At 28.3% G+C, this 586-nt stretch carries 1 pseudogene; it reads right to left on the reverse strand.

The features are described from left to right. Positions 1 to 586, reverse strand: a pseudogene (locus LGK97_RS19675) (IS21 family transposase); the annotation flags it as partial.

A 586-nucleotide genomic window follows, 5' to 3' on the forward strand; every position in this document is an offset into this window, starting at 1 on the left:
GGCCCTACAAATTTCTTTACTGCAACTTTCATATTATCGTAAACAATTGTTCTATATACTTGTCCTATATGTTCAAAAAATAAAGCATGTGATTCTTGGAAACATTCTGAATTTTGTTTGGAAAATAGCTGTGCATATCTATAATTACCTTTTGCAGATGTAAATACAGCCATTTGAACCTTTCTATCAACATTATTAATAGTTAACTTAACTTCCCCCCAATCAAATTCACAAATGTCTCCAAGGGTATATTCTGATTTTATAAATGCTTCAGCTCCATTTCTAAGAAATTTATTTATATAGTTACTAACAGTTGGATAACTTATATCGTAATCTTCTTCCCTTAACGCTTCATATATATCAATTTTTTTCTTTTGCTGCTTATGCCTACCGGCATTACGTTTTTGTTGGTTTTCTTCAATATACCCATTTATCTTATCTATAATTTCATAAGTTAATTTTTTCTTTTTTCTGTTTAAACACTTATATTTAGGTCTCTCAACAATAATACTCTGAAGTTCCCTTATATCTTCAATTTGTCCTTCAAAGTTTAAAATCTCTTGTTTTGTCAATTCATATTCTTTAA

The organism is Clostridium sp. CS001 (assembly GCF_020443565.1).
Lineage (GTDB): Bacteria > Bacillota > Clostridia > Clostridiales > Clostridiaceae > Clostridium_AD.